The organism is Plantibacter sp. MDV22-iso1, assembly GCF_058408345.1.
Genome location: NZ_JBZVDY010000002.1, coordinates 722,374 through 744,356 on the forward strand (window position 1 = coordinate 722,374; position 21,983 = coordinate 744,356).

Sequence of the window (21,983 nt, forward strand, 5' to 3'; positions counted from 1 at the left end):
ACCCATCCACCCACCCGCTCCCCTTTCCCTTCCGCTGTCCCTTTCTCAGGAGTCCGCCGGCGTGGCGTCCGCTGGCCGGGCCGGCGCGCCGATGACCTCCTGAGAAAGGGACGCCCGACGATGAAGGCCGCATCACGATGAAGGTTGCACGACGATGAACGACTCAGCAGGGCTCGCGGCGTCGTGGGTCGAAGACCCGATCCCGGGGACCGGCCGGCGGCGACCCCGTGCCGACGAACTGAGCGACGCACGTCGGCTGTCCCTCAACGGCGACTGGGCGTTCACGCTCTCGCCCACGGCCGACGGGACGGGCGACACCTTCGGTGATCCGTCGCTCGACGACTCCTCCTGGGACCGCATCCGGGTGCCCGCGCACTGGGTCCTCGAGGGCCACGGGCAGCCGCTGTACACGAACACCGCGTTCCCGATCCCGATCGACCCGCCTCACGTGCCCGAGGAGAACCCGACGGGTGACTACCGCCGTACCTTCACCCTGCCGGAGGACTGGCGTCGCGCTGACACGGTGCTGCGCTTCCAGGGTGTCGACTCCTGCGGGACCGTGTGGTTGAACGGCGTGCTCCTCGGCCACAGCAAGGGCAGCCGTCTCCCGGTGGAGTACGACGTCGGCGAGCACCTCGTCCCCGGTGAGAACGTCCTCGCCGTGCGGGTGCACCGGTGGTCGAGCGGCACGTACCTGGAGGACCAGGACATGTGGTGGTTGCCGGGCATCTTCCGCGACGTCGACCTCCTGGAACGCCCGGCCGGCGCGATCGACGACGTCCAGGTCCGCGCGAGCTACGACCATCGCGACGGCATCGGCGTCCTGCGCGTCGACACCGACGTCCCCGGCCTCGTCGACGTCCCCGAGCTCGGCATCCTCGACCTCCCCACCGGCACCGCGACCGCTCTGCCGGTCGAGCCCTGGAGCGCCGAGGTACCGCGCCTCTACACGGCGTACCTCAGGCCGCGGCCGACCGATGAGACGCCCGTGGCCGGCGAGACCGTCGAGCTGCGCATCGGGTTCCGCACCGTCTCCATCGAGGACGGCCGCTTCCTCGTGAACGGCGTCCCGGTGCTGTTCCGCGGGGTCAACCGGCACGAGCACGACCAGGACCGCGGCCGTTCACTCGACACGGAGACCATGCGGCAGGACATCCTGCTCATGAAGCAGCACAACCTCAACGCCGTGCGCACGAGCCACTACCCGCCCCACCCGGACTTCCTCCGCCTCTGCGACGAGCTGGGGCTGTGGGTGGTCGAGGAGTGCGACCTCGAGACCCACGGCTTCATCTACACCGACTGGGCCGGCAACCCGCCGACGGAGCCGGTCTGGCGCGACGCGATGCTCGACCGTGTCCAGCGGATGGTCGAGCGCGACAAGAACCACCCGTCGATCGTCGTGTGGTCGATGGCGAACGAGAGCTGGGTCGGCGAGAACTTCGACGTGCTGGAGCAGTGGATCCGCGAGCGCGATCCGTCCCGGCCGATCATGTACGAGCGCGATCCGTCGTATCGGAACTCGGACTTCTCCAGCCTCATGTACCCCGACCAGGAGCTGCTCGAGGCCATCGGCCGTCGCGAGGAACCGACCCCCGTGGGCGTCGTGGCGGGGTCGCCGGACGACGTGCATCGGCGGCGACTCCCGTTCCTGCTCTGCGAGTACGCGCACGCGATGGGCAACGGCCCGGGGTCGCTCGTCGACTACCAGCGGATCCTCGAGTCCTCCGACCGGTTCTGCGGCGGCTTCGTCTGGGAGTGGATCGACCACGGCTTCCGCAGCACCGACGCCGCCGGGAACGAGTTCGTCATGCACGGTGGCGATGTCGCCTTCCGACCGAACGGCGGACGCTACTGCCTCGACGGACTCGTCTTCGCCGACCGCACGCCCTCCCCCGGCCTCGCCGAGCTGCACGCCGCGATCAGTCCGGTCGAGCTCCTGGCGGACGCCACCACCGGCACGCTGACGGTCAGGAACAAACACGACATGCGGTCACTCGATCACCTGGCGCTCCGGTGGCAGCTGGAGGACGACGGCCTCGCCGTCGCGTCGGGTGCGTTGACGACACCGCCCGTCGACCCCCGGAGCGCGGCGACCGTCGACCTGCCGGCCGAGGCGACCGTGCCGACCGCCGGTGTCGATCCCGTCTCCGGCGCACCCGTCGAGCGTTGGCTCACCGTGCGCGCGGTCCTGGCGGCCGACGAGCCGTGGGCGGCAGCGGGACACGAGGTCGCGTTCGGGCAGGCGCGGATCGCCGCCGACCGACCGGCGGATCCGACCGGCGTCACCGTTCCCGTGGCGTCCGCGGCACGCAGACCCCTCGCTCACGCCGACCGCACGCCGGGCCACCGCATCACCCTCGGCGCAGGCTCCTTCGACGCGCGCACCGGCCGACTCCGCGCGCTCGGCGATCTCGAGTTCGACGGGCCCGTCCTCGACATCATGCGTGCACCCACTGAGAACGACCGGGGCCAGGGGCCGCGGAACACGGCCGCAGCCAGTTGGAAGCTCACGGGACTCGACCGCTTCCTCCACCGGACCGACGTCGTCGAGCGGATCGACGACGGGCAGGGCGGCGGCCTGCGGGTCTCCGGCCGCAGCGCCCCGGCCGCGCACGGGCTCGGCCTGCGCTGGACGTTCGACTGGACCGACGCGGGCGGCGCCCTGGACCTGTCGGTCACCGTCGTCCCCGAGGGGATCTGGGAGCACACCCCCATCGGCGATCACGTGCTGACGCTGCCGCGCCTGGGCCTCCGACTCGGACTACCGGGCGACTACACGGATGCGACGTGGTTCGGTCGGGGCCCCGGCGAGTCGTACGTCGACAGCCTCGCCGCGGCGCGCGTCGGTCGCTTCACGAGCAGTGTCGACGGGCTCCAGACCGACTACCCGGTTCCCGAGGAGAACGGCAACCACGTCGGGACGCGGTGGGTGGAACTCACCGGCAACGGCCTGCCGACTCTACGAGCCGAGCAGCTGCAGGACACCGGCTTCGACTTCACCGCCAGACGATGGACGAGCGAAGCGCTCGAGGAGGCCCGCCACCCGCAGGACCTCCGAGACTCCGGCCGTGTGTGGCTCAACCTCGACCACGCGCAGCACGGGCTCGGCAGCTCGTCGTGCGGGCCGGCCCTGCCCGAGCGCTATCGGGTGCCGGTGGCGGAGACGACCTTCGGTGTGCGGCTGCGGACGCTCACGCCCGACCCTGCAGGATGAGGTTCCAGTACACCCAGGGCAGGACGTGGCGGTCGGCGATGAACGTGAACCGACGCTCCTTCGCGAGTCCGTTCCAGAACGGGATCGAGGGCTTCGGGCGGTAGCGGTCGTCGAACTCGGCGAACACCACCGTCCCGCGGGAGACCGTGAACGGGCACACCGAGTAGCCGTTGTAGACCGTGCTCGGCTCCTGGCCGGACCGCACGGCGACGAGGTTCTTCGCGAGGGTCTTCGTCTGTTGCCGGAGGGCTCCGCCGGACTTTGAGCTCATCACCGCGGCGGCGTCGCCGAGCGCCCAGACGTCGGGGAAGCGCGGATGCCGCAGGGTCAGCGAGTCGACCTCGACGAAGCCACCCGGGTTGCCGGGCTCGGCGAGCGCCGTTGCCGCGAGCCAGTCCGGTGCGGACTGCGGCGGCACCGCGTGGAGGACGTCGTAGGGGATCTCCTCCCGGAGTCCCCCCGTCACGCCGTCCTGCCCGCGATCCGGGCCGTCCTGCGGGTCGGTCTGCGCGATGGTCACCACGCGCTGCTCCGGGTCGACCGCGACGAGCTCGCGCGAGAACCGCACCTCGATGCCGTACTCGGCGACCTTGCGGTCGAGTTCGGCGTCGATCATCGGCATGCCGAACATCGTGGGTGTGGGCACGACGAGCACCACACGGATGTCGTCGAGGACGCCCGTCTGCCGCCAGTGGTCGCACGCGAGGTACATCGGCTTCTGCGCGGCACCCGAGCAGCTCGCGGGGCCGGCGGGCTGCGTGAACACGACGGTGCCGGAGCGGACCGACCGGAGCACGCGCGAGGCCTTCTGCGCGTACTCGAACGTGTAGTTGGAGATCCCCACCGGCGAGGCCATCGCCTCCGTCAGACCGGGCACGGCGTCCCAGTCCTGCTGGATGCCCGGAGCGACGATGAGCTGGGCGTACTCGACGGCGGTGCCGGATTCGAGCGTCAGCGTCTTCGCGACCGGGTCGATGGACCGGACCCGGTCCTGGATCCAGGTCACGCCCTTCGGCGTCACCGCGCGCTGGGGCCTCGTGGCCACCGATGCGGACGCGGTCCCGCCCGCGACGTGCGAGAACATCGGCTGGTACCGGTGGTGTTCGCGCGGTTCGATGACCGCGACGTCATCGACCCCGTATCGCCGGAGCCTGCCAGCGACGGACAGACCGGCGTTGCCGCCACCGATGACGACCACCTCGTGATGGAGCGGAGCCCTGCTGGAGTCGGTCACGGTGGCGGCGGCGCTCAGGATCCGGACTGACCGCGGCCGGTGGCGTTCTGCAGCCGGTCGATGTGCTCGGAGGCCTGCGCCTTCGTCAGCTCGGCGGGGAGCTCCTCGCCGGCCTCGCGCGCCAGGGTGTCGAGGTAGCTGCGCTGCGGGCCGGTCATCGGCTCGTCGCCGGTGACCCAGTCTTCGGGGTCCTTGCTCGCGCTCGTCGAGCTGTCATCGCCGCGGGCCCCGAGGGTCTCCTCGGTGGCGCCGATCGTCTCGGGCGAGCCGGAGGTCGTTGCGTCGGGGGTCGTTGCGTCGGTCTGTTCTGCGTCAGTCATGCGGCAACGGTACGTCGAGCGGGCGATCGCGGAGGAGGGGTTGCGCGTCCACGTCGGACCGGTCTCGGAATAGCGATGGACGACCCCCGGTTGACCCAGGCGACCGCGTGCGGCCGCACCGTCCACGAAGGAGACCCATGTCCGACACCGCTTCCGGAACCGACCGATCCGTCGACGACCCCGCTCCATCGCAGGGCGTCGCCATCGGCATCCTCGGCGCCGGCAAGGTCGGCACGGTCCTGGCACGACTCGCGGTCGCCGCCGGCTACCGGGTGCTCATCAGCGGTTCGCGCGACGCCGCCCGGATCGCCCTGACGATCGACGTCCTCGCGCCGGGTGCCGTCGCCACGACCGCCGCCGAGGCAGCGGCCCAGGCCGACCTCGTCATCCTCGCGCTGCCCCTCGGTAAGCATCGCTCGGTGCCCGTCGACGAGCTGCGCGGCAAGCTCGTCATCGACGCCATGAACTACTGGTGGGAGGTCGACGGCCACCGCGAGGACCTCAGCGCGCCGGAGACCTCGACGAGCGAGCTGGTCGCCGCCTTCCTGCCGGAGTCCCGGGTCGTGAAGGCGTTCAACCACATGGGGTACCACGACCTCGACGGGGAACCGCGTCCGGCCGGCACGCCCGGTCGCAAGGGCATCGCGATCGCCGGCGACGCCCCCGCGGACCGGGCGGCCGTCTCGGCCGTGGTGGACGCCCTCGGGTTCGACCCCGTCGAGATCGGGCCGCTGCGCGCGGGCGTCGTCCTCGAACCCGGACACGAGCTCTTCGGGGCGAACATCGGTGCCGACGAGATCCGCGAGGTCGCCGAGGTGCGGGCGTTGGCCGAAGCCGAGGCGGGCGTCCGCTAGGCGACGCGGCGGGTTCCCGCGCCGGACCGGTCTCGACCGTTCGTACCACTCTCGGGTGCAGCGCCGACTTTGGGCGTGCCGACCCGAACGCCTCGTCGAGCGCGTCGTCAAAGCCGTACTCAGCGAGGAGGAACGCCCGACCGGCCTCGGATGCCCCGTCGCCGGTCAACGGCATCGTGCTCGCGCGAACCGGGGTGCACTCATCCGTCGATCGTCCGATCAGCGCCTCGTTCGTTTCCGTGCCGATCAGCCCCGCGCTGCCTGCTCGCGCTCGAACTCGTCCCGCCAGGAGTACTCGGGCTCGAAACCGAGTCGTGTGCGGGCCTTGTCGATGGACATGAGCGTCTCGAACTCGCCGAGCCCCGCCCGCAACGGGACGCCGGGGAAGTGCGTCGCCGCGAGCTCCGCCGACGGCACGGTCGTCCCGTTGTCGGAGGCGCACACGTCGAAGACCTCGAAGCCGGGCTCCGCTCGGGTCAGCGCCAGCGCGACCGCCTGCGCGCCGTCACGTGCGTCGACATAGCTGAACAGGAGGTCGCGCCGGTACCCGGGCTCCGACGCCCGCACGAACGTCCCGTACTCCCCCGGCGCCACGACGTTCGTGAACCGCAACGCGGTGATCGACGTCCCGTCGGCCCACCGCACCAGCTGTGCGGCCATCGCCTCCTCGGCGACCTTCCCGAGCGCATAGGTGTTGTTCGCGCGACTGACGGTCTCGTCGATCGGCAGGAACTCGGGCGCCTCCTCGAACGGGAATCCCATGGCCGTGATGCTCGACGCCGTCACGATCGTCCGGATGCCCGCCCGCAGCGCCGCGTGCAGCACGTTGAACGACACGGTCAGGTTGTTGTGGAACGTCGCCGCATCCGGCACGAGCCCGTTCACCGGGATCGCGGCCAGGTGCACCACGGCGTCGAGACCTGCGAACCTCGCCGTCACCCCGAGCAGGCTGTCGATCGTCTGCCCGTAGTCGGTCAGGTCCACACGGGTGAACCCCGGCCCGGCCGTGCCCGCGACGTCGAGTCCGTGCACGTCGTGGCCGTCCCGCAGCAGTCGTTCGACGGTGGCGGAGCCGAGCTTGCCCGAACTCCCGGTGACGGCGATGCGCATACGGACGATCCTAGGCTCGGGCCGGGAAGTCGGCGGGCAGCGGGAGTGCGGTCACCACGTGCCCGGCTGCGTCCTCCTCGTTCGCGTGCAGATGGCCGACGCGCCCACCGGCCGGGAGTCCCGTCTCCGTGAAGAAGCCACGGATCGTCTCGTACACCTCGACGATGTCGTGGGTGTCGCCCGCCTGCGTCAGCACGATGTCGCCCGACTGCACGTAACGCTCGCCACCGTCGACGAGCACCTTCCCCTTGCCCTCGGTGATGAACCAGATCTCGTGGTCGTCGTGGTGGTGCCGGTCGAACCGTCCGCCGTCGACCGACACCGCGAACCGCCCGATGGTGCCGATCTCGCTCCAGTCCGGCTTCGAACCCGGATGCACCCAGGAGCCCGGTTCGATCACCGGCATCAGCGGTCCTGCTTCCAGCTCGGCGCCGTTCCGGCGTCGAGGATGCGCGCGTCGGGCAGGCCGTCGAGCCCCGTCTCCGCGCCACCAGGGGTGTACACGACCGACAGTCGCAGCGGGCGCCACGTCGTGTTGTAGGTGGAGTGCACGGTGTCCTTCGGGATGTACACGGCGTCACCCTCGCGGATCGGGAACGCGGGACCGTCGCCGACGGTCTGCACGCCCTCGCCGGAGATCACCGTGATGACCTCCTCCTCGCCCGGGTGCTGGTGGGGTGCGTGGCCCTGTCCGGGGTAGACGATGACCTCGCCGACCGTGAGTCCGGCGCCCTCGTCGAGGTGCGGGGTGACGAGCCACTTGATGGTGCCCCAGTCGAAGACCCGGGTGGGGACGTCGTCGGGGCGACGTCCGGCGGTGGCAGGGGTGATGGCTGGTTCGGTCATGAGATGCTCCTCGTCGAGTGGTCGGGTGGTCGGTCGTGCCGTCGGTCAGCGGGTCTGGATGGCCTTGAAGTCTTCGATCTGGCGTTTGATCGCCCGCTCGGTCGGGAGGCGTTCGGCCGAGGACGCGCCGAAGAACCCGGCGACGCCCGTCGTGTTGGCGAGGATGAAGGCGGCGTCCTCCGGTTCGGCGATCGGACCGCCGTGGCACAGCACGATGACGTCCGGGTTGATCGCGACGGCCGCGTCGCGCATCTCCTGCACCCGGTGCGCCGACTCCTCCAGCGAGAGTGCCGTGGTCGCGCCGATCGTGCCGGCCGTCGTGAGGCCCATGTGCGGGACGAGGACGTCTGCGCCCGCCTCGGTCATCGCGACCGTCGACTCGACGTCGAAGACGTACGGCGCCGTGAGGAGGTCGCGCTCGGCGGCGAGGCGGATCATGTCGACCTCGAGGTCGTAGCCCATGCCCGTCTCCTCGAGGTTCTGGCGGAAGACGCCGTCGAAGAGCCCGACGGTCGGGAAGTTCTGCACGCCGGTGAACCCCATCGTCTTGAGCTCGTCGAGGAAGCGCTCCATGATCCGGAACGGGTCCGTCCCGTTCACGCCGGCGAGCACCGGGGTGTCGCGGACGATCGGCAGCACCTCCCGACTCATCTCCACGACGACCTGGTTGGCGTCCCCGTAGGCGAGCAGGCCCGACAGCGAGCCGCGACCGGCCATCCGATACCTGCCGGAGTTGTAGATGATGATGAGGTCGACGCCGCCCGCCTCCGCGGACTTCGCCGAGATGCCGGTGCCCGCCCCGGCGCCGATGACGGCCTGTCCGCGCGCGACGGTGGCGCGAAGTCGTTCGAGTGCGATGGTCCTGTCCATGGTCAGTCCTGTTCCGTGGTGTCGGTGCGGTTCCTGTCGCCGTCTCGCTCGATCACAGCGTGGAGGGCGTCGGCGGCGAGCCTCGCGAACACCGGATCATTGAGATGTTCCGGACGGTCGACGACCGTGACCGCGCTGCCCTGCACACCCGCGAGCACGGCTTCCATGAGTGCAGCATCCGCCTCCGCGTCGCGGAAGGGCAAGCCCTCGGCGTCGAGCGCCGAGACGCCGCCGCGCGGGATCAGCAGCACGGTGGGGGCCTCGGCGCCGCTGAGCTTCGCCCCGATCCGCTCGCCCAGCTCGCGGTTCTCGTCGACCGTGGTGCGCATGAGCGTCACCGTCGCGTTGTGGACGAAGAAGTCGCGATCGGCGAACCGCTCCGGCACGGTGTCGCGAGGGCCGAAGTTGACCATGTCGAGCGCACCGAGGCTGACGAGCTGTGGGACGCCTGCCGCGCCGGCCGCGGTGAGTCGGTCTGGGCCCGCCGTCAGCACGCCGCCGACGAGATCGTCCGCGAGTTCGGTGGTGGTGAGATCGAGGACCCCTGCGAGCATGCCGCTCCGGGCGAGCGATTCCAGGGCCCGCCCGCCCGAGCCGGTGGCGTGGAAGACGAGGACCTCGTAGCCGAGTTCGTCGAGGCGCTCGCGGGCCACGTCGACCGCCGGCGTCGTGACCCCGAACATCGACGCCCCGACGAGCGGGCGGTCCGTCCGCTCGGCGGACGAGGCCGGACCGCGCGCCTGCGCAGCCGCCGCCATGCCGGCGATGGCCGCCACCGCATTCCCGAGGACGGCACGGGAGATCTGGTTGATCCCGGCGATGTCGACCACGCTGTACATGAGCGTCACGTCGTTCGCGCCGACGTACGGCGCGACGTCCCCGGACGCCATCGTCGACACGAGGAGCTTCGGGGCCCCGATCGGCAGTTCGCGGAAGACCCGGGCGGCGATGGCCGAGCCGCCGCTGCCACCGAGGGCCAGGACGGCGTCGACCCGCCCGGTGGCGTGCAGTCGGCCGATCACCGTCGCGGCACCTTCCGCCATCGCACTCACGGCGGCTCCACGGTCATCCGCGGCGAGCAGCGTGTCGAGATCGGTCCCGCCAGCGGCGGCCACCTCGTGGTTCGGGTGGTCCACGGCAGCGTCGTACCCGTGGGGCTCACGCGTTCCGGCGTCGACGACCACGACGTCCGCGCCCAGTTCGCCGAGACGGCCGGCGACCCATCGGTACTCGGCGCCCTTCGTATCGAGGGTGCCGACGAGGGCGACGGTCGGTCTGGCTGGTGCTTCGGGTGCGGTCATCGTCGCTCTCCATCGTCGTCGTCGTGAGCGCAGGACGGCCGTGTGTCGGCGCGCCCCACCTGACGGATCCGCTTCGACCCCGCCAGCGCCTCCATCCTGGTCCACGTTTTGAAACGTGTCAAGAAGAGTTGCATCTTCCTCGCTTTCTCGCATGCGAACGCTGTAGCATCGGGTTTTGAAACGTGTCAGAGTTGATCGCCGAGCGAGCTGCGACGCGCCCAGCCTGACGAAAGGACCAGCAGCCACGATGGTGACCACGAGCGCCCCCAGATTCGAGCACCTCCGCGAGGCCCGAGGGATCGGCGACGCCACCCCGAGGCTGAGCTGGACGAATCTGGCGCCCGCCGGCTGGGAGCAGCACGCCGCCGAGATCGAGATCACCCGCGACGGACGGGTCACGACCACGGGCCGGGTCGCCACCGGTGAATCCGTCCTCGTCGCCTGGCCCGCCGCTCCGCTCCGCTCGCGTGAGGTGGCATCGGTGCGCGTACGGGTGTGGGGCACCGACAGCGGTCCTGGCCAGGCGGTCGAGGTGGCCGACTGGAGCCCGGTGGCGACGGTCGAGGCCGGCCTGCTCGCACCGGGCGACTGGGTCGCGGTGCCGGTCGCAGCCGACTGGGATGAGGAGCCGGAGAGCGACACGCGTCGGCCACCGCTGCTGCGGCGGGACTTCACCGTCGGTGCCGACCTCGTGTCGGCGCGGTTGTACCTCACAGCGCACGGTGTCTACGAGGCGGAGATCAACGGTCGTCGCGTCGGGGACGAGGCGCTCGCGCCGGGTTGGACCAGCTACGCGAGCCGGCTGCGCACGGCGACGCACGATGTCACCGAGCTCCTGCACCCCGGCGACAACGCGATCGGCTCCTGGATGGGCGACGGCTGGTACCGGGGTCGACTGGGGTGGCGCGGTGGCTTCCGCAACCTGTTCGGCTCGGACCTCTCGTTCATCGCCCAGCTCGAACTCCGCTATGAGGACGGTCGCGTCGAGACCATCGCGACCGACGAGCACTGGCGCGCCTCGTTCGGCCCCATCGTCAGCTCCGGCAACTACGACGGTGAGCACTACGACGCCCGCGAGGAGCTCCCCGGATGGTCGGGGCCCGGCTTCGACGACAGCGGGTGGGCCGGCGTACGGATCGGCACACGCGACCCGGCCACCTTCGTCGCACCGCAGGGACCCCCGGTGCGCGCGACGCAGGAGGTCTCGCCGATCGCGGTCCTCACGAGCCCGAGCGGCAAGCGCATCCTCGACCTCGGCCAGAACCTCGTCGGTCGATTGCGGATCCGGGTCACCGGTCCGGCGGGCGAGACGGTCGTGATCCGGACCGCGGAGGTCATGCAGGAGGGCGAGATCTACACCCGCCCACTCCGCGAAGCGAAGGCGACCGACAGCTACACCCTCGCCGGCCGCCCGGCTCCGGCGGACGGCGGTCCCGCGGAGGAGTGGGAGCCGCGGTTCACGATCCACGGTTTCCGGTACGCGGAGATCACCGGATGGCCGGGCGATCTCGACGAGGCGGTCGCGAACGGCGACGTCGTCGCGCGGGTCTACCACTCCGACCTCGAGCGGACGGGCTGGTTCGAGAGCTCCGACGAGCGGGTGGACCGCCTGCACGAGAACGTGCTCTGGAGCATGCGTGGGAACTTCGTCGACCTCCCCACCGACTGCCCGCAGCGGGACGAGCGCGTCGGCTGGACCGGCGACCTGCAGGTCTTCGCGCGCACCGCCTCGTTCCTGTACGACGTGTCGGGCATGCTCGGCTCCTGGTTGCAGGACGTCGCGGTCGAGCAGCACGAGGACGGCACCGTGCCCTGGTACGTCCCGTTCATCCCCGACGACGGCCAGTGGACGCCGAACCGACCCGGCGCCGTGTGGGGCGACGTCGCCGTCCTCACCCCGTGGGTGCTCTACGAGCGCTTCGGCGACATCGGCGTCCTCGCGGCCCAGTACGACAGCGCGAAGCGGTGGGTCGACCTCGTGCACCGACTCTCCGGCCCCGACCACCTGTGGAACGAGGGGTTCCAGCTCGGCGACTGGCTCGACCCGGCCGCACCACCGGATCGGCCGGCGGAGTCGCTCACCGACCGCCACCTCGTCGCCACCGCCTACTCGGCCTGGTCCACGGCGCACCTCGCGAAGACCGCCGCCGTGCTCGGTCGCATCGACGACGCCGAGCACTACGCCGAGCTCGCTGAGGCGACCCGCCGGGCGTTCCTCGCGGAGTACGTCGGCGAAGACGGGCTGATGACGAGTGACGCGCAGACCGCGTACTCGCTCGCGATCGCGTTCGAACTCCTGCCGGACCCGGCGGCAGTGGACCGTGCCGGCGAGCGGTTGAGCGCCCTCGTCGCCGCCGCCGGCAACCGCATCGCGACGGGCTTCGTCGGGACGCCGATCGTCAGCGACGCGCTCACGACGTCGGGCCATCTCGACCGCGCCTACGACCTGCTGCTCGAGGACGAGTGCCCGTCCTGGCTGTACGCGGTGGGACAGGGGGCGACCACGATCTGGGAGCGCTGGGACAGCATGTTGCCCGACGGGACCGTGAACCCGGGGCAGATGACCTCGTTCAACCACTACGCGCTCGGAGCGGTGGCCGACTGGCTGCACCGGGTCGTCGCCGGCATCGCTCCGTCCGCACCCGGCTACCGCTCGATCCTGTTCCGGCCCCGACCCGGCGGTGGGCTCACCCACGCCTCGGCCGTGCACCTGACGCCCTACGGTCGGGCGTCGATCGTTTGGCGGATCGAGGCTGACACGCTGCACGTCGAGGTCGAGGTGCCCACGGGGACGACGGCCGTCGTCGACCTGCCGGGCGCCGAGCCGGTGTCGGTGACGAGCGGTACGCACCGCTTCGAGGTGACGGTCGGGACGGTAGACGATCCATTCAGAGGAATAGAACCGCTCCGCGCGACGCTGTAGTCAGCGTGAAGAAGATCGGGTTCCTGTCCTTCGGACACTGGCAAGACGTTCCGGGCTCCAGCGTGCGCACCGGGCGTGACGCACTGCTGCAGAGCATCGACCTCGCGGTCGCAGCAGAGGAGGTCGGCGTCGACGGCGCCTACGTGCGCGTGCACCACTTCGCCCGGCAGCTCGCGTCACCGTTCCCACTGCTGGCGGCGATGGCGGCGAAGACCTCGACCATCGAGCTCGGCACCGGTGTCATCGACATGCGCTACGAGAACCCGCTCTACATGGCCGAGGAGGCGGCGGCCACCGACCTCATCAGCGACGGCCGACTGCAGCTCGGCGTGAGCCGGGGATCACCCGAGACGGCGCTCCGCGGGTCGGAGTCGTTCGGCTACGTACCCGGCGACGACGAGACCGACGCGGACATCGCCCGCTCGCACACCGAGGTGTTCCGGGCGGCCATCGCCGGAGCCGGTGTGGCCCGCGCGAACCCGCAGATGACGGGGACGAACGGACTGCTCGCGATCCAGCCGCAGTCGCCGGAGCTCGGCGAGCGCATCTGGTGGGGTGCCGGCTCGCGGCCCACGGCGGTGTGGACGGCGGAGCAGGGCATGAACCTCATGTCGTCGACGCTCCTCACCGAAGACACCGGGGTGCCGTTCGACGAACTGCAGGCGGAGCAGATCCAGATGTTCCGTGACGCCTGGTCTGAGGCCGGTCACGAGTGGCAGCCGCGGGTCTCCGTGAGCCGCAGCATCCTGCCGCTCATCGACGACGAGACGCGCCGCTACTTCGGTCTGCGCGCCCAGGCCGACTCGAAGGACCAGGTCGGACACCTCGACGGCGGACTCGCGCGCTTCGGCCGCAGCTTCATCGGCGAGCCCGACGTCATCGCCGCCGAGCTCGCGGCCGATGCCGCCGTGCAGGCCGCCGACACCGTCCTCGTCACCGTCCCGAACCAGCTCGGCGTCAAGTTCAACGCGCGCATCCTGGAGTCGATTGTCAAGGACATCAAGCCGGCGCTGGGGTAGCCCAAGGAGGCTAACGGCGAACTGAAGTGGTACGCTTTTCTGTACCACTCCAGGAGGCTCTTCATGTCAGCGATCACCGCGACCGACGCACGCAAGAACCTGTTCGGTCTCATCCAGCAGGTGAACGACGACCACGTCCCCGTCGAGGTCGTGTCGAAGCGGGGGAACGCGGTCCTCGTCTCAAAGGACGATTACGACGCCATGGTCGAGACGGCGTACCTGCTCCGCAACGCCAAGGGTGCCGAACGCCTCCTCGCCTCACTCGAACGCGCTCGGAACGGCGAGTTCGAGACCCACGAGCTGCTCGACGCGTGACCCGGCAGCTGGCCTTCGACCGCAGCGGCTGGGAGGACTACACGTCCTGGCAGAGCCAAGACCGCAAGACACTCAAGCGCGTCAATCTGCTCATCCAGGACGTCCTCCGCGATCCGTTCGTCGGCATCGGCAAACCCGAGCCGTTGAAGCACATCCTCTCCGGAGCCTGGTCCCGACGGATCGACGACGCGAACCGACTCGTGTACCTGGTGACCGACACCCACATCGTCATCCTGCAAGCGCGCGACCACTACTGACGCCCGGCGCCGGGCCCTCCTGCGCACAGTCAGAGCCCGAGGCCGCGTACGAAGAGCGGTATCGGGGAGGCGACGTCATGCCGTGTACGCCCCGCCGGCGATGTCCTCCAGGAGCGTCGGGCACTCGGGCCCCCGCAGGAGCCTGCTCGAGCGCGAAGCGCACGAGTCGGGCCGCATCACCGCGATGCACGGCGGCCCAGGAGTTCGAACCGTCGCCGAGGTAGCCGGAGACGCCCGTGCGCCGCGCGGCCGCGACGATCTGCGCGATGAAGCCATGGTCATGGTGACCGTGCACCGTGGGCGCGAAACGAAGGGCGATGCTGCGAACCCCGCGATCCCGGTAGTCGAATGCGAGGTTCTCGCTTCCACCGCGCATCGACTCCGGCCCGACGGCTGGGTGCGGATCGGTCTCGAGTACCGGCCGGTCCGCGTCGGGTCGGAACAGTCCGGAGGCGAGACCGAGCGTCTTCCCGGAGCCGACGAGCGCTTCGGCGAGCGCCTCGACCGCCGCACGCTCAGCGCGGTTCGACTCCGCAGGGTTCGACCAGTCGTGCTTGTTGGCGAGGTGGAGCGTCGCCTCGGACTCGGCGGCTCCGCGACGGAGCGACACGAGGTCGTCGAGATCACCGCGGAGGACGGTCGCCCCCTTCGCCTCGAGGGACGCCGCGGAGGCGTCGCTGCGCGCGAGGCCGAGCACCTCGTGACCCGCCGCGAGCAGCTCGTCGACGGCGGCGCTCCCGATCCAGCCGCTTGCTCCGGTAACGAACACGCGCATGATGCGCTCCTTTCATGTCAGTGAGTGACATTGACCCTAGCACCTGATGTCAGTGACTGTCATTGATAGGATGTATCCATGGCTCGTTGGCAAGCGGATACCGAGGGACGGCTCAAGCTGGCCGCCATCGAGCTGTTCGGGTCGCGCGGGTTCGAGGCCGTCACCGTGAGCGACATCGCCGCGGCCGTCGGGGTGACCGAGCGCACCTTCTTCCGCTACTTCACCGACAAACGCGAGGTGCTGTTCACGAACCAGGACGACTACCAGGCGCGATTCCTCGACGCCCTCCTCGCATCCGAGGCCACGGCGCCGATGAGCCTCGTCGAGGCCGCACTCCACGGCGGTGCGGCGTTCTTCGCGGACGAACGACGCTCCTGGTCCCGCGCGCGCCAGCGGATCGTCGACTCCAGCGCCGCACTGATGGAACGCGAGTCGCTCAAGCGCAGCTCGCTCACCGACGCCCTCACGACCGCGCTCATCGCGAAGGGCGTCGCCCCCGTGCCGGCGGCACTCGCAGCGCAGAGCGGCTCCGCAGCCTTCCACCTGGCCTTCGCCGCCTGGATCGCCGACGACGAGACGAGATCGTTCACCGAACTGCTCGACGTCGTCCTCGCCGACCTCCGCGCCCTCCTCGGCTGACCACGCGCGGCGCCTGAAGGTTAGGGCAACGTCTGCGGCGACTGCCAGGCACCCGAGCCGTCTCGCTCCAGCGGCAGCTCGGTGACGACGGCCGACCCGGCGGTCGGGAGGGGTGCGAGCACGCGCGGTTCCGGTTCCAGAACCACCTCGATGCCCGCTGCCTGCAGCTCCTCCACGTCGAGCACGATGAGCACGAGCGGCAGCTGGAGCGATCCGTAGACGCGCTCGAGCACTTCGGGCAGCCGGTCGGCGGTCGTCGCGTGGACGAAGCCGGCGTCGACGAACGGCACGGCTCGCGTCGACACCTCGTACTCGCCGAACGGCCGACTGGCCTCCCAGTCGTCGACGATCGCGACATGCAGGATCTTCGTCATCTCCACCCTCTCCATTTAATGAGACGTTACCGTATCATTAGAGCATGGAATCGAGACGTGGTCGCCCGACGGCAGCCGAACGCGACCGCCGCCGCGACGCGATCCTCGACGCCGCCATCCGCCGGTTCACCGAGCACGGGTACGGCGGGACGACGATCGAGGCGATCGCCGCCGACGCCGGCGTGACGAAGCGGACCATCTACACCTGGTTCGGTGACCTCGCCGGCGTGCTGACCGCGGCGGTCGAACGCCAGCACGGGTACCTCCTCGCAGCCGACGAGCCAGGCTCCGAGGCGGAGCCTCTCGAGGACGCGGCTACCCGACTGGTCATCGCACTGCACTCGGACGTCTCGGTCGCGCTGCACCGACTCGTGATCGCGGAGTCTCCGCGCTTCCCCGAGGTCGCCGCCGGTTTCTACGCGGCCGGCCCGGCCCGCTCGATCGCGTTCCTCTCCGGCCACGTCGGCGAGCGGGCGGAGCAGCTCTACACCCTGCTCCTCGGCGAACCGCATCGACGCAGGCTGCTCGGCCTGGCCGCTGCGCCGACGCCGGATGCAGCACGGGCGCACGCCCGCGCGTGCCTGGCACTGGTCTCCAGGAGGAGCCACCCACCGCGCGCTCAGCGGTCGTAGACCTCGCGACGGTGCGCGATCCGGAACACGGTCACCAGCACGACACCATCCAGGATTTCGTAGAGGACGCGATAATCGCCGACCCGAATCCGCCATGCGTTCTCGAACCCAACCAGCTTGCGCACACCAGTCGGTCGAGGATCAGCCTCCAGCTCACCGATGGCGAGGAGCAGCCGTCGCCGCAATTGGGGATCGAGTTTCCTGAACTCACGAGCGGCAGCGGAGGTGAACTCGACCACGTACCTCGTCAAGCGTCGAGCTCGGCGCGCAGCTCGTCGAGTGAAACGCGGGTTCCGTCGTCTTCAGCCCGAGCCGCCCGGAACTCCGCCTCGTCTCGTGCCGCCTCGAAGGACTCCAGCAGTTCGAGGTCCTCGACACTGATGACCACCGCGGCGAGCTTCCCGTGCCTCGTCACACCGATCCGCTCGTGCGCATAGCCGACCCGCCCGAAGACGTCTGCGAGGCCTTCACGAAGATCTCGCGTCGAGAGGGAGTGGGTGATCGTGTTCATCGCACCATGGTATCAAACTGTGTACACAATTACATTTGTTCACAGATGGGGTATTCAGGGCATCAGCGTCCGGAAGTACGCTCAGCGGTCAAGCGTCACCACGTCGCTCAGGCCTGCGGTCGCGTCGGCGGCCAGGACGCCGTCACGCGCGAAGTCGGCCCACATCTGACGCAGGAAACGTCCGCGTCGATCGACCTCCTCCCAGGTCGCCGAGCCGATGAGCGCCGTCCGGCTCCACGATCGTTCGGTCCCGAGGAGAAGCGGCAGATCGGTGACATGGGACGCTCCGTAAGGACTACCGGGCGGCGCCCAGCTGAGCTCGTACCGCGTCGCTCGACCGCCGACGCGCGATGCCGTTCGACGAACTTCCGGGCGTCGCGGGTGTAGGTCACGTGCGTGGTCGCGCCGACGAGCGCCCGCCGGATGGGGTCACCGACGAGCGGCGCCGAGGTCATGCGGGCGAAGGCCGGAATGAGCGGCACGTACAGCCGGGTCTCCTCCGTCGTCGAGCCGATGAGCACGTCGATGCGCGACGCCGCCTCACGCCAGGCGGCGTCGCGGTCGGCCTCCGCCGGAAGCGGCTCGTGACCGTACTGGGTGCCGAACGCCATGCCTCCGCGCAGTCCGAACCGACGAGCGGCTCGCTCCACCCGCTCCTCGAGCGCCAGCAACTCGACCACCGGCGTGTCCCGTGTCGGGCTGCCCGCCGCTCGCATCATCGCGCTCGCCATCTTGGCGCGCCCACTGCTGATGCCGAGGGGCGCGCTCTGGATGATGGCGCGCTGGAAGAGCCCCGCGGTGCCGTCGCTGATCATGAGGTGTGCGATCGCATCGCCGCCCGCCGACTGCCCGAACAGCGTGACCGACGCCGGATCGCCACCGAACGCGCCGATGTGCTCGTGGATCCGCCGGAGCGCGAGGACGAGGTCCAGCAGGCCGAGGTTCGCCGGCAGCGTCTCACCGTCACCGAGGAAGCCGAGGATCCCGAGCCGGTACGTGACCGACACCACGATGACCCGCTGCTCGACGACCAGGCTGATCGGATCGTAGACGTCGAGGTCGCCGGCACCCGTCACGTAGGCACCACCGTGGATCCACACCATCACCGGCAGCGACTCGTCCGGCCGGGCGTCCGCAGGGATCGTGATCGAGAGCGCCTGGCAGTCCTCGGAGTCGACCATTCCCTCACCGGCGCCCTCGAGGACGGCCTCGAGCACCCGCGAGGAGCGCTGCGGTGAAGCAGGCGCCCGCTCGAAGGCCCGGAACGGCAGCGGTTCGCGGTCGGAGCCGACGGGAAGACCGGTCGACTCCGGCACCTCGAAGCGACCAGCACGCGCGTACGGGATGCCGCGAGCTCGCACCACCGCGCCGTCGACCCGCCCCAGGATCGTGCCGAGGGAGGTCTCGAAGCTGCGTGCGTCACTCATCGCTCCACGGTATCCGTCGCTCCGGCTGAGTTGCCCGGAATTGTGCGTATTTGCGGTGAAAACGCACCGTTCTGGGCGACTCAGCGCTCGGCCTACGGGATGCGGATGTAGACCGGATCTCCCCAGATCGTCAGACGGTGCTGGACGTAGCGACCCCAGTCGGGAGAGTCGTACATGCCGCCCGCGCCGTCGTAGATCGCGATGTGACCTTCCGGCCAGTAGAGCAGGTCACCGGCGACGGCCTCCGACGCCGAGATCTGCACGCCCGATGCGGCCTGCGCACCGGCACCGCGAGGCAGGGACACACCGAACGCCGCGAAGACGTACTGCACGTAGCCGTCGCAGGCGAAGCTGTCGGACGGGTCGTTGCCGTTGCCGTAGGGGACGACGCCGACGAACTGCGCCGCGTAGGCGAGGATCGCCTCGCCGGATCGGGCGACGGCTGGGGCCGCGTAGGTGCGTCCCGCCGAAGCCGACGCGGACGACGAGGAGGCGGCGGATGCACTCGCGGCCGCCTCGGCTGCGGCAGCTGCGGCGGCGGCCGAGGCGGCGTCGACCTCCTCCTGGCTGGTCGCGCCGTAGCCGTCGCGCACGAAGGGCACATCGGTTGCGGCCGACGGCACGGAGTACGACACCGACTGCATCGTCGCCGCAGACGGGATCGCGCCACCGGTGGCCGCATCGACGTCGACGCCGGCAGCGGCCGCCGGCAGTGACACCGACACGAAGAGCCCGGTTGCGAGCGTCATGACGCCGAACGTGGCGAACGGCTTGGCGCGCTTCGCGAAGGAGCTCTTGGCGCGCAGGGCCGAGGGCCGCTTGGCGGGCACGAGGTCGACGTGACGTCGCTCCTCCTCGGCGGAGGCGGTCCAGCTGGCGTCCTCGAGGCGAGCCGCGCGACGGGCGGCCCGCGGGCTGAGGGCCACGTGGCGGCCGCCGGTCCGACCGGGGGCCGCGGGGGTTGCGGCCGGAGTGTTCGGGTCGCGGCGCTCGAGGGCGCGCGCAGGGGTGGTGCTGGTCATGTGCGGGGTACCGTCCTGGGTCTCGGTCGCGTCGGGGGCGCGCTCGGTTCATGCTCGGTGGGTGCAGCATCGCCTCGGCAGAGCCGTCCCTCGATGACCGCGGTCGACCGGTTGCCCGATCCGAGGAAGGCGAAACGGCCACCCTACGTGGGCCTCCCTGAAAGGAACCTCCGCTCGGCGTGGCCTGTGGAGGACCGATGAAGCCGGACCCACTGTCCTGCTAGCATCGTGCTAGCACTCCATTTCCACGAGAGGTGACGACATGCCCACAGTGACCGTCCGCAATCTCGACGACGACACGAAGCGCGGTCTGCAACAGCTCGGCGCCTTGCACGGACGATCCATGGAAGCGGAGATCCGGGCGATCCTCGCCGCGGCTGTCAGGACGACGACGCCTGAAGACCTCCGCGCCGCCTCGGCCGCAGACATCGACCGACCCGGGCTGGCGGAGCGTATTCGTCAGCGCTTCGTCGACCTCCACCTCGACGGTGAACTCGTCATCGAACTGCCCGAGCGCACCACGACCGTCCGACCGAATCCGTTCGAGGACGCTGCGAGCGCCGACACGGATGACCAGACCCCGAGGTGATCATCCTCGACACGAACGTCGTCTCGGAACTGTTCAGACCACGGCCCGACCCGACGGTGGTCCGGTGGCTCGATCGGCAGGACGAGGCCGCCCTCCACCTCACGGCGATGACCGCTGCCGAGCTCCTCGAAGGAGCCCTGCGCCTCCCTGCAGGCGCTCGCCGATCGACGCTCGTCGGGGCCGTGGCGACCGTGCTCGATGCCGACTTCGCAGGGCGCGTCCTCCCCTTTTCTGCGGAAGCCGCGCTCGACTACGCGGAGCTCATGACGACGCGACGCCGCTCCGGCAACCCGATGGGACCTCAGGATGCGATCATCGCGGCCATCGCGAGATCCTCCGACGCCGCGCTCGCGACGCGGAACACGCGCGACTTCGCGGGTGTCGGTCTCCGCCTCATCGACCCGTGGGTCCCCGACCACCCGGCATGACGCAGGGTGGCACCAGACTCAGGCCGGGTCGACGCCGACCGTCGATTGCCGGACGACGAGCTCCGGTTGGAAGACGATCTGCTCGGGCACGCGTCGAGCGCCCGCGTCCGCCTCACGGAGCAGGAGCTCGACGGCGGTGTGGCCGATGAGCGCGCTCGGCTGACGGATCGACGACAGTGGGACGACCGCCGCCGACGCGAAGTCGATGTCGTCGTACCCGATCAGCGCGATGTCGTCCGGCACGCGCACCGAACCGAGCATGCTGAACGCCTGCAGGACCCCCATCGCGAGGAGGTCGTTGGCCGCGAACACCGCGTCGGGCCACTCGTCGCGAGGACGGTTCCGGATGGTCTCGCCCGCGGAACGTCCCTGCAGCACCGTCAACGCGGTGGTCTCCACGACCTCGAGGGAGACCTCGGCACCACCTGCCGCGGCTGCATCGACCGCCTGGCGCGCACCGGCGAGCCGATCGACGACCTGACGGAGCGAAGACGGACCACCCACGACCGCGATGCGACGCCGTCCGAGTCCGATGAGGTGCTCGACCGCGAGCCGTCCGCCCGCGACGTCGTCGACGGCGACCGATGAGAAGCTCGTGTCATCGGTCTGCCGGTCGACGAGGACCGTCGGCGTCCCGCGGTCGCGCAGCCGGCCGAGCCGGGTGAGATCGTCGCCGAGCGGCGTGATCAGGACGCCGGCGACCCGCTGCTCCTCGAAGAGGTCGAGGTAGGCGCGCTCGCGGTCGATGCTCTCGTCGCTGTTGCCGAGGAGGACCGACCATCCCTCGGCATCGGCTCGATCCTCGGCGCCGCGGGCGACGTCGGTGAAGAACGGGTTGCCGACGTCGAGCACGACGAGGCCGACACTGCGGCTGCGACCAGCCCGGAGCTGGCGGGCCGCGTCGTTCCGGACGAAGCCGAGCTCGTCGATCGCCGCGTGGACGCGGTCGACCGTGACGGGCGAGACCTTCTCGGGGCGGTTCAGCACGTTGGAGACGGTCCCGACCGAGACGCCGGCTCTCGCCGCGACGTCCTTCACGCTCGCGCTCACGGCTCCCCTTCGCCTGTCGGGCCCGCCGGGTGACGCCGGACGGGCTGGCTCATTGTTGCACGCAGGGCCTCCTCGCGCCCGCGCAGTCGGCTGTCCCCGGTCGTCTCCGTCCCCGACTCAGGAGTTCTCCGGCGCGGCGCCCCCGCCCGCCCCCGACACACCGGGCGACTCCTGAGAACAGGCCACCCACCCACATCCGCCCCCAACTCAGGAGTTCCCCGGCGCGGCGCCCCCGCCCGCCCCCGACACACCGGGCGACTCCTGAGAACAGGC

The 21,983-nt window shown here is 70.4% G+C and carries 24 protein-coding genes; 10 read left to right on the forward strand and 14 right to left on the reverse strand.

Annotated features, from left to right (window positions below):
- Positions 1-154 precede the first annotated feature (154 nt).
- Positions 155-3,214 (forward strand): glycoside hydrolase family 2 TIM barrel-domain containing protein, encoded by a 3,060-nt coding sequence (locus AC4PMY_RS14100; protein WP_071260401.1) that lies wholly within the window; start codon positions 155-157, stop codon positions 3,212-3,214.
- Here AC4PMY_RS14100 and AC4PMY_RS14105 read toward each other — a convergent pair.
- Both AC4PMY_RS14105 and AC4PMY_RS14110 read right to left on the reverse strand, forming a co-directional pair.
- Complete coding sequence (locus AC4PMY_RS14105; protein ID WP_491623019.1) at positions 3,192-4,448, reverse strand: NAD(P)/FAD-dependent oxidoreductase; 1,257 nt, start codon at positions 4,446-4,448, stop codon at positions 3,192-3,194. The genes AC4PMY_RS14100 and AC4PMY_RS14105 overlap by 23 nt on opposite strands.
- A gap of 14 nt (positions 4,449-4,462) precedes the next feature.
- A complete protein-coding gene (locus AC4PMY_RS14110) occupies positions 4,463-4,768 on the reverse strand; it encodes a DUF3072 domain-containing protein (protein ID WP_491623020.1) in 306 nt (101 codons plus the stop codon).
- A 137-nt stretch (positions 4,769-4,905) separates the two neighbouring features.
- Between AC4PMY_RS14110 and AC4PMY_RS14115 the strand changes: the two genes are divergently transcribed.
- Positions 4,906-5,622, forward strand: a complete 717-nt coding sequence (locus AC4PMY_RS14115; protein ID WP_491623021.1) for an NADPH-dependent F420 reductase — start codon at positions 4,906-4,908, stop codon at positions 5,620-5,622.
- Positions 5,623-5,868: 246 nt separating this feature from the next.
- On the opposite strand, the gene AC4PMY_RS14120 is transcribed toward AC4PMY_RS14115, so the two are convergent.
- The 5 genes from AC4PMY_RS14120 to AC4PMY_RS14140 are packed head-to-tail and all read right to left on the reverse strand — an operon-like array spanning position 5,869 to position 9,749.
- Positions 5,869-6,732 (reverse strand): NAD-dependent epimerase/dehydratase family protein, encoded by an 864-nt coding sequence (locus AC4PMY_RS14120; RefSeq protein ID WP_491623022.1) that lies wholly within the window; start codon positions 6,730-6,732, stop codon positions 5,869-5,871.
- Between the two features lie 10 nt (positions 6,733-6,742).
- Complete coding sequence (locus tag AC4PMY_RS14125; RefSeq protein ID WP_071260405.1) at positions 6,743-7,138, reverse strand: AraC family ligand binding domain-containing protein; 396 nt, start codon at positions 7,136-7,138, stop codon at positions 6,743-6,745.
- Entirely contained in the window at positions 7,138-7,578 is a 441-nt protein-coding gene (locus AC4PMY_RS14130) for a cupin domain-containing protein (RefSeq protein WP_491623023.1), read from the reverse strand. Before AC4PMY_RS14130 ends, AC4PMY_RS14125 begins: the two co-directional genes overlap by 1 nt.
- Before the next feature lie 45 nt (positions 7,579-7,623).
- Positions 7,624-8,448: a phosphoenolpyruvate hydrolase family protein gene (locus AC4PMY_RS14135; RefSeq protein ID WP_064295733.1), complete on the reverse strand. Its 825-nt coding sequence runs from the start codon at positions 8,446-8,448 to the stop codon at positions 7,624-7,626.
- Positions 8,449-8,450: 2 nt separating this feature from the next.
- A complete protein-coding gene (locus AC4PMY_RS14140; RefSeq protein WP_491623024.1) occupies positions 8,451-9,749 on the reverse strand; it encodes a Tm-1-like ATP-binding domain-containing protein in 1,299 nt (432 codons plus the stop codon).
- Between the two features lie 247 nt (positions 9,750-9,996).
- Between AC4PMY_RS14140 and AC4PMY_RS14145 the strand changes: the two genes are divergently transcribed.
- From AC4PMY_RS14145 to AC4PMY_RS14160, 4 genes are all read left to right on the forward strand, one after another.
- Entirely contained in the window at positions 9,997-12,672 is a 2,676-nt protein-coding gene (locus AC4PMY_RS14145; protein ID WP_491623025.1) for a family 78 glycoside hydrolase catalytic domain, read from the forward strand.
- Between the two features lie 5 nt (positions 12,673-12,677).
- Positions 12,678-13,691, forward strand: coding sequence for an LLM class flavin-dependent oxidoreductase (locus AC4PMY_RS14150; RefSeq protein WP_491623026.1), 1,014 nt, complete (start codon positions 12,678-12,680; stop codon positions 13,689-13,691).
- 63 nt (positions 13,692-13,754) lie between these two features.
- Positions 13,755-14,006: a type II toxin-antitoxin system Phd/YefM family antitoxin gene (locus AC4PMY_RS14155; RefSeq protein WP_491623027.1), complete on the forward strand. Its 252-nt coding sequence runs from the start codon at positions 13,755-13,757 to the stop codon at positions 14,004-14,006.
- Positions 14,003-14,263, forward strand: coding sequence for a Txe/YoeB family addiction module toxin (locus AC4PMY_RS14160; RefSeq protein WP_491623028.1), 261 nt, complete (start codon positions 14,003-14,005; stop codon positions 14,261-14,263). Before AC4PMY_RS14155 ends, AC4PMY_RS14160 begins: the two co-directional genes overlap by 4 nt.
- Here the strand turns inward: AC4PMY_RS14160 and AC4PMY_RS14165 are convergent.
- On the reverse strand, positions 14,235-15,038 hold the full coding sequence (locus tag AC4PMY_RS14165; protein ID WP_491623029.1) for an NAD-dependent epimerase/dehydratase family protein: 804 nt from the start codon (positions 15,036-15,038) through the stop codon (positions 14,235-14,237). The two genes, AC4PMY_RS14160 and AC4PMY_RS14165, sit on opposite strands and share 29 nt — an antisense overlap.
- Before the next feature lie 78 nt (positions 15,039-15,116).
- Between AC4PMY_RS14165 and AC4PMY_RS14170 the strand changes: the two genes are divergently transcribed.
- On the forward strand, positions 15,117-15,677 hold the full coding sequence (locus AC4PMY_RS14170) for a TetR family transcriptional regulator (RefSeq protein ID WP_491623030.1): 561 nt from the start codon (positions 15,117-15,119) through the stop codon (positions 15,675-15,677).
- Positions 15,678-15,697: 20 nt separating this feature from the next.
- Here the strand turns inward: AC4PMY_RS14170 and AC4PMY_RS14175 are convergent, their stop codons facing one another.
- On the reverse strand, positions 15,698-16,051 hold the full coding sequence (locus AC4PMY_RS14175; protein ID WP_491623031.1) for a DUF952 domain-containing protein: 354 nt from the start codon (positions 16,049-16,051) through the stop codon (positions 15,698-15,700).
- 44 nt (positions 16,052-16,095) lie between these two features.
- On the opposite strand from AC4PMY_RS14175, the gene AC4PMY_RS14180 reads away from it, so the two are divergent.
- Positions 16,096-16,683: a TetR/AcrR family transcriptional regulator gene (locus AC4PMY_RS14180; RefSeq protein WP_491623032.1), complete on the forward strand. Its 588-nt coding sequence runs from the start codon at positions 16,096-16,098 to the stop codon at positions 16,681-16,683.
- Here the strand turns inward: AC4PMY_RS14180 and AC4PMY_RS14185 are convergent.
- The 4 genes from AC4PMY_RS14185 to AC4PMY_RS14200 all read right to left on the reverse strand — a co-directional run bounded on the left by AC4PMY_RS14185 (position 16,671) and on the right by AC4PMY_RS14200 (position 19,643).
- Complete coding sequence (locus AC4PMY_RS14185; RefSeq protein ID WP_217634977.1) at positions 16,671-16,922, reverse strand: type II toxin-antitoxin system RelE family toxin; 252 nt, start codon at positions 16,920-16,922, stop codon at positions 16,671-16,673. The two genes, AC4PMY_RS14180 and AC4PMY_RS14185, sit on opposite strands and share 13 nt — an antisense overlap.
- An 8-nt stretch (positions 16,923-16,930) precedes the next feature.
- Positions 16,931-17,194: a type II toxin-antitoxin system Phd/YefM family antitoxin gene (locus tag AC4PMY_RS14190; RefSeq protein ID WP_064295726.1), complete on the reverse strand. Its 264-nt coding sequence runs from the start codon at positions 17,192-17,194 to the stop codon at positions 16,931-16,933.
- A 107-nt stretch (positions 17,195-17,301) separates the two neighbouring features.
- The gene (locus AC4PMY_RS14195; protein WP_491623033.1) at positions 17,302-18,621 is read right to left on the reverse strand and encodes a carboxylesterase family protein; all 1,320 of its coding nucleotides are present in this window, start codon (positions 18,619-18,621) and stop codon (positions 17,302-17,304) included.
- Positions 18,622-18,713: 92 nt separating this feature from the next.
- A complete protein-coding gene (locus tag AC4PMY_RS14200) occupies positions 18,714-19,643 on the reverse strand; it encodes a C40 family peptidase (protein WP_491623034.1) in 930 nt (309 codons plus the stop codon).
- A gap of 262 nt (positions 19,644-19,905) precedes the next feature.
- Here AC4PMY_RS14200 and AC4PMY_RS14205 point away from each other — a divergent pair, with 262 nt between their 5' ends.
- Positions 19,906-20,232 carry a FitA-like ribbon-helix-helix domain-containing protein gene (locus AC4PMY_RS14205; protein ID WP_491623035.1) on the forward strand — a complete coding sequence of 109 codons (327 nt, stop codon included), beginning with the start codon at positions 19,906-19,908 and terminating at the stop codon, positions 20,230-20,232.
- The gene (locus AC4PMY_RS14210; RefSeq protein WP_491623036.1) at positions 20,229-20,660 is read left to right on the forward strand and encodes a type II toxin-antitoxin system VapC family toxin; all 432 of its coding nucleotides are present in this window, start codon (positions 20,229-20,231) and stop codon (positions 20,658-20,660) included. The genes AC4PMY_RS14205 and AC4PMY_RS14210 overlap by 4 nt, the downstream gene beginning before the upstream one ends.
- Positions 20,661-20,678: 18 nt before the next feature.
- Here the strand turns inward: AC4PMY_RS14210 and AC4PMY_RS14215 are convergent, their stop codons facing one another.
- The gene (locus AC4PMY_RS14215; RefSeq protein ID WP_491623037.1) at positions 20,679-21,710 is read right to left on the reverse strand and encodes a LacI family DNA-binding transcriptional regulator; all 1,032 of its coding nucleotides are present in this window, start codon (positions 21,708-21,710) and stop codon (positions 20,679-20,681) included.
- Positions 21,711-21,983 lie beyond the last annotated feature (273 nt).